At 71.7% G+C, this 7,650-nt stretch carries 5 protein-coding genes; all 5 read right to left on the bottom strand.

Annotation, left to right across the window (positions count from 1 at the left end; translation table 11 throughout):
- Window positions 1-47: 47 nt before the first annotated feature.
- Window positions 48-1,499 (bottom strand): UDP-N-acetylmuramoyl-L-alanine--D-glutamate ligase, encoded by a 1,452-nt coding sequence (gene murD / locus CCN51_RS44840; RefSeq protein ID WP_055414036.1) that lies wholly within the window; start codon window positions 1,497-1,499, stop codon window positions 48-50.
- Window positions 1,484-2,551, bottom strand: coding sequence for a phospho-N-acetylmuramoyl-pentapeptide-transferase (mraY, locus tag CCN51_RS44835; RefSeq protein ID WP_043491945.1), 1,068 nt, complete (start codon window positions 2,549-2,551; stop codon window positions 1,484-1,486). The genes murD and mraY overlap by 16 nt, the downstream gene beginning before the upstream one ends.
- Window positions 2,552-2,559: 8 nt before the next feature.
- On the bottom strand, window positions 2,560-4,002 hold the full coding sequence (locus tag CCN51_RS44830) for a UDP-N-acetylmuramoyl-tripeptide--D-alanyl-D-alanine ligase (protein ID WP_014180445.1): 1,443 nt from the start codon (window positions 4,000-4,002) through the stop codon (window positions 2,560-2,562).
- Between the two features lie 62 nt (window positions 4,003-4,064).
- A complete protein-coding gene (locus CCN51_RS44825) occupies window positions 4,065-5,741 on the bottom strand; it encodes a UDP-N-acetylmuramoyl-L-alanyl-D-glutamate--2,6-diaminopimelate ligase (RefSeq protein ID WP_405385169.1) in 1,677 nt (558 codons plus the stop codon).
- A gap of 48 nt (window positions 5,742-5,789) precedes the next feature.
- A partial coding sequence (locus tag CCN51_RS44820) for a peptidoglycan D,D-transpeptidase FtsI family protein (protein ID WP_107426237.1) occupies window positions 5,790-7,650 on the bottom strand: 1,861 nt, incomplete at its 5' end.

Raw genomic sequence — 7,650 nt, 5'->3', positions numbered from 1 at the left:
CCCCTCCAAGGTCCCCGCGCGAGCGGTCCGCGCGGGGGACCGGCGGGTTACTGATCGTCCGGGACCCGGCCGGATGCCAGATCGTGAACCGCCGCGGCGAAGGCGTCGCCCCGCTTGTTGTAGTTGACGAACATGTCCATCGAGGCGCAGGCCGGAGCCAACAGGACCGTATCGCCCGGCCGGGCGAGCCGGGCCGCTTCCCGGACAGCCGCCGCCATCGCCCCAGTGTCGGTCCGGTCGAGGTCCACAACCGGGACATCTGCCGCGTGTCGCGCGAGGGCTTCGCCGATCAGGGCGCGGTCCGCGCCGATCAGTACGACCCCGCGCAGCCGCTTCGCCGAGGCGACCACCAGCTCGTCGAAGGTGGCGCCCTTGGCCAGGCCGCCGGCGATCCACACGATGTGCTCGAAGCTGTCCAACGACGCCTGGGCCGCGTGGGTGTTGGTGGCCTTGGAGTCGTCCACGTACGCCACCCCGGCCACATCCGCGACATGCTCGACGCGGTGCGGATCGGGCCGGAAGGCGCGCAGCCCGTCCCGTACGGCGGTGGGCGGGACACCGAAGGCGCGGGCCAGGGCGGCCGCCGCGAGGGCGTTGGCGATGTTGTGCGGGGCCGGCGGGTTCACATCGGAGACCTCGGCGAGCTCCTGCGCCTGCTTCTGCCGGTTCGCCACGAAGGCCCGGTCGACCAGGATGTTCTCGACGACGCCGAGCTGGGACGGGCCGGGCGTGCCGAGGGTGAAGCCGATCGCCCGGCAGCCCTCCTCGACATCGGCCGCGCGCACCAGGTCCTCGGTGGCCGGGTCGGCGACGTTGTAGACGCAGGCGACCTGGTTGCCCTCGTAGATACGGCCCTTGTCGGCCGCGTACGCCGCCATCGAGCCGTGCCAGTCGAGGTGGTCGGGCGCGAGGTTGAGCACGGCGCCGGAGTGGGCGCGCAGCGACGGCGCCCAGTGCAGCTGGTAGCTGGAGAGCTCGACGGCCAGTACGTCGTACGGCTCGTCGCCGAGCACCACGTCCAGCAGCGAGACGCCGATGTTGCCGACGGCGGCGGTGCGCAGCCCGGCCGCCTCCAGGATGGCGGCCAGCATGCGCACGGTGGTGGTCTTGCCGTTGGTGCCGGTGACCGCGAGCCAGGGCGGCGCGTCAGCACCCCTGAGCCGCCAGGCCAGCTCCACGTCCCCCCACACCGGCACGCCGGCCTCGGCTGCCGCCAGGAACAGCGGGCTGCTCGGCTTCCAGCCGGGCGTGGTGACGATCAGCTCCGTGCCCTGGGGCAATGTGTCCCCGTCGCCGAGCCGGACCGTGACGCCGCCCAGCGCCTCCAGTTCGGCCGCCTCGGCGCGCTGCCGCTCGCCGTCGACGCCGTTGACGACGGTCACCGTGGCCCCGAGGCCCCGCAGCGCACGCGCCGCGGGGACCCCGGAGACGCCGAGTCCGGCGACGGTGACATGCCGCCCGGCGAGGTCGGAGACGTCCAGTGTCACTGGGCTCGCCATCCCCCGTAGAAGAGGCCGAGTCCGACGATCACGCACATGCCCTGGATGATCCAGAACCGGACCACCACAAGGACCTCGCTCCACCCCTTGAGTTCGAAGTGGTGCTGTAGCGGCGCCATCCTGAACACGCGCCGCCCGGTGAGCCGGAAGGAGCCGACCTGGATGACCACGGACATGGTGATCAGGACGAACAGGCCGCCGAGGATCGCCATCAGCAGCTCGGTGCGGGAGCAGATGGCCAGGCCGGCGAGCGCGCCGCCGAGCGCGAGGGAGCCGGTGTCACCCATGAAGATCTTCGCGGGCGAGGTGTTCCACCACAGGAAGCCGAAGCAGGCGCCCATCAGCGCGGAGGCGACGACCGCGAGGTCGAGCGGGTCGCGGACCTCGAAACAGGACGCGGGGTTGGTGAGGGTCTGCGCGTTGGCGCAGGACTCCTGGTACTGCCAGACGCCGATGAAGGTGTAGGCGCCGAAGACCATCACGGAGGCGCCGGTGGCCAGGCCGTCGAGGCCGTCGGTGAGGTTCACGCCGTTCGACATCGCCAGGATCATGAAAAGCGCCCAGATCGCGAAGATCACCGGGCCGAAGGACCAGCCGAAGTCCTGGACGAAGGAGAGCCGGTCGGAGGCGGGGGTCTGCTGCCGGGAGTCGGCGAAGTTCAGCGAGAGGATCGCGAAGGCGACGCCGACGATCAACTGGCCGAGCATCTTGGCCTTGGCCCGCAGGCCCAGGCTCCGCTGCTTGACGATCTTGATGTAGTCGTCCAGGAAGCCGACCAGGCCCATCCCGGCGAACAGGAAGAGCACCAGCACACCGGAGAAGGTGGGCTCGCTGCCGGTGATCACCTTCGTCGCGGCGTAGGCGATCAGCGTGGCCAGGATGAAGGAGATACCACCCATGGTGGGCGTCCCCTTCTTGCTGCCGTGGGAGCGCGGGCCGTCGTCCCGGATGAACTGGCCGTAGCCCTTGCGCGCCAGCAGCTTGATCAGCAGCGGGGTGCCGATCAGGGTCAGAAAGAGCCCGATGGCTCCCGAGAAGAGGATCTGCCTCATGCCACCCATCAGCGGACGACCTCACCCTCGCCCTCGAGCAACGCCTGCGCGACCCGCTCCAGCCCCACCGACCTGGATGCCTTCACCAACACGACGTCCCCCGGTCGCAGCTCGCTGCGCAACAGATCGACCGCCGCCCGCACGTCGGACACGTGCACCGACTCCTCACCCCACGAACCCTCGTTCTTGGCGCCCATGTCGAGCCATGCGGCCTCCTGGCCGCCGACCGCCACGAGCTTGCTGACGTTGAGCCTGACGGCCAGCCGCCCGACCGCGTCGTGCTCGGCCAGTGACTCCTCGCCGAGCTCGGCCATCGGACCCAGCACCGCCCACGTGCGCCCCCCTTCCGCCTGGCCGGCCGTGCCCATCGCGACCAGCGCGCGGAGCGCGGCTCGCATGGACTCGGGGTTCGCGTTGTAGGCGTCGTTGACGACCGTCACGCCGTCCCGGCGCTCGGTGACCTCCATCCGCCAGCGGGAGAGCTGCCCCGCCTCGGAGAGCGCCACGGCGATCTCGTCGACGGACATGCCCAACTCATGGGCGACGGCGGCCGCGGCAAGCGCGTTCGACACGTGGTGCTCACCGTACAGGCGCATGGTCACTTCGCTGCACCCGGTAGGGGTGTGAAGGGTGAAGGACGGCCGACCGCCGTCGGCGAGCCGGACATTCTCGGCACGTACGTCGGCGTCGGCGGCCTCGCCGAACAGCACCGTACGGGCCTTGGTGCGGGTCGCCATGGCGCGTACGAGGGGGTCGTCGGCGTTGAGCAGCGCGACCCCGCCCTCCGCGGCTGCGGGCAGGGCCTCGACGAGCTCGCCCTTGGCCTCGGCGATCGCCTCACGGCCGCCGAACTCGCCGATGTGGGCGGTGCCGACGTTGAGGACCAGGCCGAGGCGGGGCGGGGTGAGGTCGGTCAGGTACCGGATATGGCCCTTGCCCCGGGCGCCCATCTCCAGCACCAGGTGCCGGGTCGTCTCGTCGGCGCTCATCGCGGTCAGCGGCAGGCCGATCTCGTTGTTGAGCGAGCCCGGCGTCCACACGGTGGGGCCGTGCCGCCGCAGCAGCTGCGCGATCAGGTCCTTGGTACTGGTCTTGCCCGCCGAGCCGGTGAGCGCGACCACGGTGGCGTCCAGGCGCAGCACGACGGCGCGGGCCAGCGCCCCCAGGGCGGCCTGGACGTCGGGCACGACGATGGACGGTACGGGCGCGTCCGCGGCGGCAGCCGGGACGGGCCGGGCGGCCAGCACCGCCACCGCGCCATCCGCGACCGCGCGGGCCGCGAAGTCGTGCCCGTCCACGCGCTCGCCGGGGAGCGCCGCGAAGAGGCCGCCCGGGCGCACCTCACGGGAGTCGATCACGACGGGGCCGGTGACCTTCCGGTCCGCGTCCGGTATGTCGTGCGGCTGCCCGCCGACGATGCCGATGATCTCGGCGAGGGACAGGGCGATCACTGATCACCTCCGGCCGTGCGGGGAAGCTGCCGGGAGGGGGCTGGTGCGCGCATGGCGGTCTGTCATCCCTGGTTGTCTTGGCGTTTGATGGCGAGCTCGATGGCTTCGCGCAGTACCTGGCGGTCGTCGAAGGGGCGTACCACCCCGGCGATGTCCTGGCCCAGCTCATGGCCCTTGCCCGCAACCAGCACGGTGTCGCCGGGCTCGGCGCGGGCGACGGCGGCGGCGATGGCCTGCGCCCGGTCGGCGTCGACCAGCACATCGCCGCGTTCGTGAGCGGGCACCTCGGCGGCGCCCGCGAGCATGGTGGCCAGGATCGCCAGCGGGTCCTCGGAGCGGGGGTTGTCGGACGTCAGCACGGCGGTGTCGGCGTAACGGGCGACGGCGGCGCCCATAGGGCCGCGTTTTTGCTGATCGCGGTCGCCGCCGCAGCCGAGGACGGCGTGCAGCCTGCCCTCGGTGACCTTGCGCAGGGCGCGCAGCACCGACTCGACGGCGTCCGTCTTGTGTGCGTAGTCCACAACCGCGAGATACGGCTGTCCGGCGTCCACGCGCTCAAGCCGGCCGGGCACCCCGGGGACGGCCGCGACGCCGTCGGCGGCGGTCTGCGGGTCGATCCCGGCAACGGCGAGCGCCACGACGGCGGCGAGCGTATTGGCGACGTTGAAGGCGCCCGGGAGGGGCGCGGCGGCGGTCACGGACTCGCCGTTCGGGCCGAGGATGGTGAACTCGGAGCCGAGCGGGCCCACGGTCACGTCGGCCGCGCGCCAGTGGGCGTCGGGGTGGCCCTCGGCCGAGAAGGTGGTCACCGGGACCTCGGAGAGGTCCACCAGGCGCTTGCCGTACTCGTCGTCCAGGTTGATCACCGCGGCGCGGCTGCGCGCCTTGGTGAACAGCTGGGCCTTCGCCTGGAAGTAGTCCTCCATATCGGAGTGGAACTCCATGTGCTCAGGGCTGAGGTTGGTGAAGACGGCGACGTCGAAGACGCAGCCGTCGACCCGGCCGAGCACCAGGGCGTGGCTGGAGACCTCCATGGCCAGCGAGCCGACCCCGCGCTCGCGCATCACCGCGAAGAGGGCCTGCAGATCGGTGGCCTCGGGGGTGGTGCGCTCGGATTTGATCCGCTCGTCGCCGATCCGCGACTCGACGGTGCCGATGAGGCCGGTGAGCGAGCCGTCGCCCTTGGCGGCGGCCGCCTTCAGCCCCCCCTCGACGAGGTACGCGGTCGTGGTCTTGCCCGAGGTGCCGGTGATGCCGATCTGGAGCAGGTCCCGGCCCGGCTCGCCGTAGATCGTGGCGGCCAGTGCGCCCATCCGGCCGCGCGGGTTCTCGACGACCAGGACCGGCAGCCCGGTGGCCGCCGCGCGGTCGGCGCCGCCGGGGTCGGTCAGCACGGCGACCGCGCCGAGGTCGGCGGCCTGGGCGGCGAAGTCCGCGCCGTGCAGGCGGGCGCCGGGCAGAGCCGCGTAGACGTCGCCGGGGCGTACGGCCCGCGAGTCGTGGGTGATGCCCGTGACGGCCGCCTCCTCGGGGGCCTTGGGGGCGTCGGGCGCCTTGGGGGCGTCGATGCCCAGCTGATCGGCCAGCTCCCGGAGCGGGATGGCGCGGACCTGGAGAGGTCGGGGCGCTCCCGGGTAGCTCGAAGGAACGCCCTTCTGCGAGGGCTGAGAGGTTTGAGACTGATCAGCGTGGGGCACGGCGTGAGCGTACCTGTCGGACCCGCTCCCCCGCGAAATCAGGTGGGTGGTGTGCGCGGATGCGGAGTGATCGGGGTCATGGCTTGACCGTCACCGGCCGGGGCTGTAGCTGACCGGCAGCCGCGCCGCCCGCTTTCCGGACGGGGCCACCTGCAGCGTCTTCAGCGAGAACTCCATGACCTGCTTGAAGACCGGCCCGCAGACCTGGCCACCGAAGTAGCTGCCCTTGGTCGGGTTCTGGACGGCGCAGTACACGGTCACCCGCGGCTGGTCGGCGGGCGCGAAGCCCGCGAACGAGGCGGTGTAGCCGTGGTAGCGGCCGGTCTTGGGGTCCACCCGGTTGGACGTGCCGGTCTTGCCCGCGACGCGGTAGCCGGGGATCTTCGCCTTCGTTCCGGTGCCCTGCTGGTCGTCGATGACGGATTCGAGCATCGAGGTGAGCGTCCTCGCGGTCTTCTCGCTGACCACCCGGGTCCGTTTGGGGGGCGGCGCGGCCGAGAAGCGGTCTCCGGAGCCCTGGGCGCCGCGCACCAGGGAGGGCTGGATGCGTTCGCCGCCGCCTGCGATGGTGGAGTAGACGGAGGCCGCCTGTACGGCGTTCAGCGAGAGCCCCTGGCCGAAGGGGATCGTGTACTGCTGTGAGGCGCTCCAGTCCTCCGGCTTGGCCAGGATGCCCCGGGTCTCGCCGGGGAAGCCGAGCCCGGTGTAACTGCCGATCCCGAACTTCCGCAGATAGGAATAGAGAATCCGATCGGCCTGCTTCTGGTTCTTCCCCAGCTGCTCGGTGGCGAGGATCGTGCCGATGTTGCTGGACTTGGCGAGCACCCCGTTGAGGGTGAGGTACCAGGTGGGGTGGTCGATGTCGTCCGCGAAGGCGCGGTCCGCGCGCGGCAGCCGGTTGGGGACCACCACATGGGTGTCCCAGGTGGCGGCGCCCTCCTCCAGGACGGCGGCCATCGACATCAGCTTGCTGACGCTGCCGGGTTCGTACGCGTCCGAGAGCGCGGCGTTGCCCAGGGCGTCGGCGTTCGCGTCCGAGATGTCGTTCGGGTCGAACCCCGGGGCGTTGGCCAGGGCCAGGATCTCGCCGGTGCGGGTGTCCTGGACGACCACATAGCCGCTGTCCGCCTTGGACTTCTTCACCTGCTCGCTGATGGCGCTCTGCGCGGCCCACTGGATGTCGCGGTCGATCGTCAGCTCGACATCGCTGCCGGGCACCGCGGGCTGCTCCTTGACGTCTCCGGTGGGCACCTGACGGCCGCCGGACTGGGCGTAGACCCGCTTTCCGTCCTTGCCCGCGAGCTGCTTGTTCAGCTCCCGCTCGACGCCGGCCGCGCCGTGCCCCTCCGCGTCCACGAAGCCGAGCACTCCGGCGGCGAGGTTCCCGTTCGGGTAGACCCGTTTGCTGTGCGCCTCGCGGTTGACCCCGGCCAGGACGTTCACGCCCTTGCCCTTGGCCGCCGCGCCGTCCAGCGCGTTCTTGAGGTCCTTGATCTGCTTCCACACCTGCGGGGACTGCTGGCGGGCCAGCACCACGTACTGCGACTTCGGATTGGCGGTGAGCTTCCGCTCCAGCTCCGTCTGCTCCTCGCCGAGGATCGGCGCGAGCAGCGCGGCGGCCTGGCGCGGCGCGTCATCGGTCTTGGCCGTCTTGGGGGTGAGGAGGTCGGGGGCGGCGGTGATGTCGTACGCGTCCACGGTGGTGGCCAGGTCGACGCCGTGGCGGTCGGTGATCGAGCCGCGCTCGGCGGCCAGCGTGACCGGGATATAGCGGTTCACATTGGCCTTCGCCGCGTACGCGCCCGCGTCGACGGCCTGCACCTGGAGCAGCCGTACGACGAAGACCAGCATGATCAGGGTGAGGCCGAGGCTGATCAGCCGCAGCCGGGGACGCGGGCTGCCCAGCCGCAGCGGCGGGGCGGCGTTCCCCGGCCGGGCGGGCCCGCCCGGC

The organism is Streptomyces milbemycinicus, from assembly GCF_002154605.1.
GTDB classification, from domain to species: domain Bacteria; phylum Actinomycetota; class Actinomycetes; order Streptomycetales; family Streptomycetaceae; genus Streptomyces; species Streptomyces milbemycinicus.
Note: the sequence above shows the minus strand (reverse complement) of the source record. Positions and strands in the feature narration are given on the sequence as shown.

What these genes read in the sequence shown, in the direction of transcription:
- murD (WP_055414036.1), bottom strand. Translation starts at nt 1,499, where the DNA reads ATGGCGAGCCCAGTGACACTGGACGTCTCCGACCTCGCCGGGCGGCAT.
- mraY (WP_043491945.1), bottom strand. Translation starts at nt 2,551, where the DNA reads ATGAGGCAGATCCTCTTCTCGGGAGCCATCGGGCTCTTTCTGACCCTG.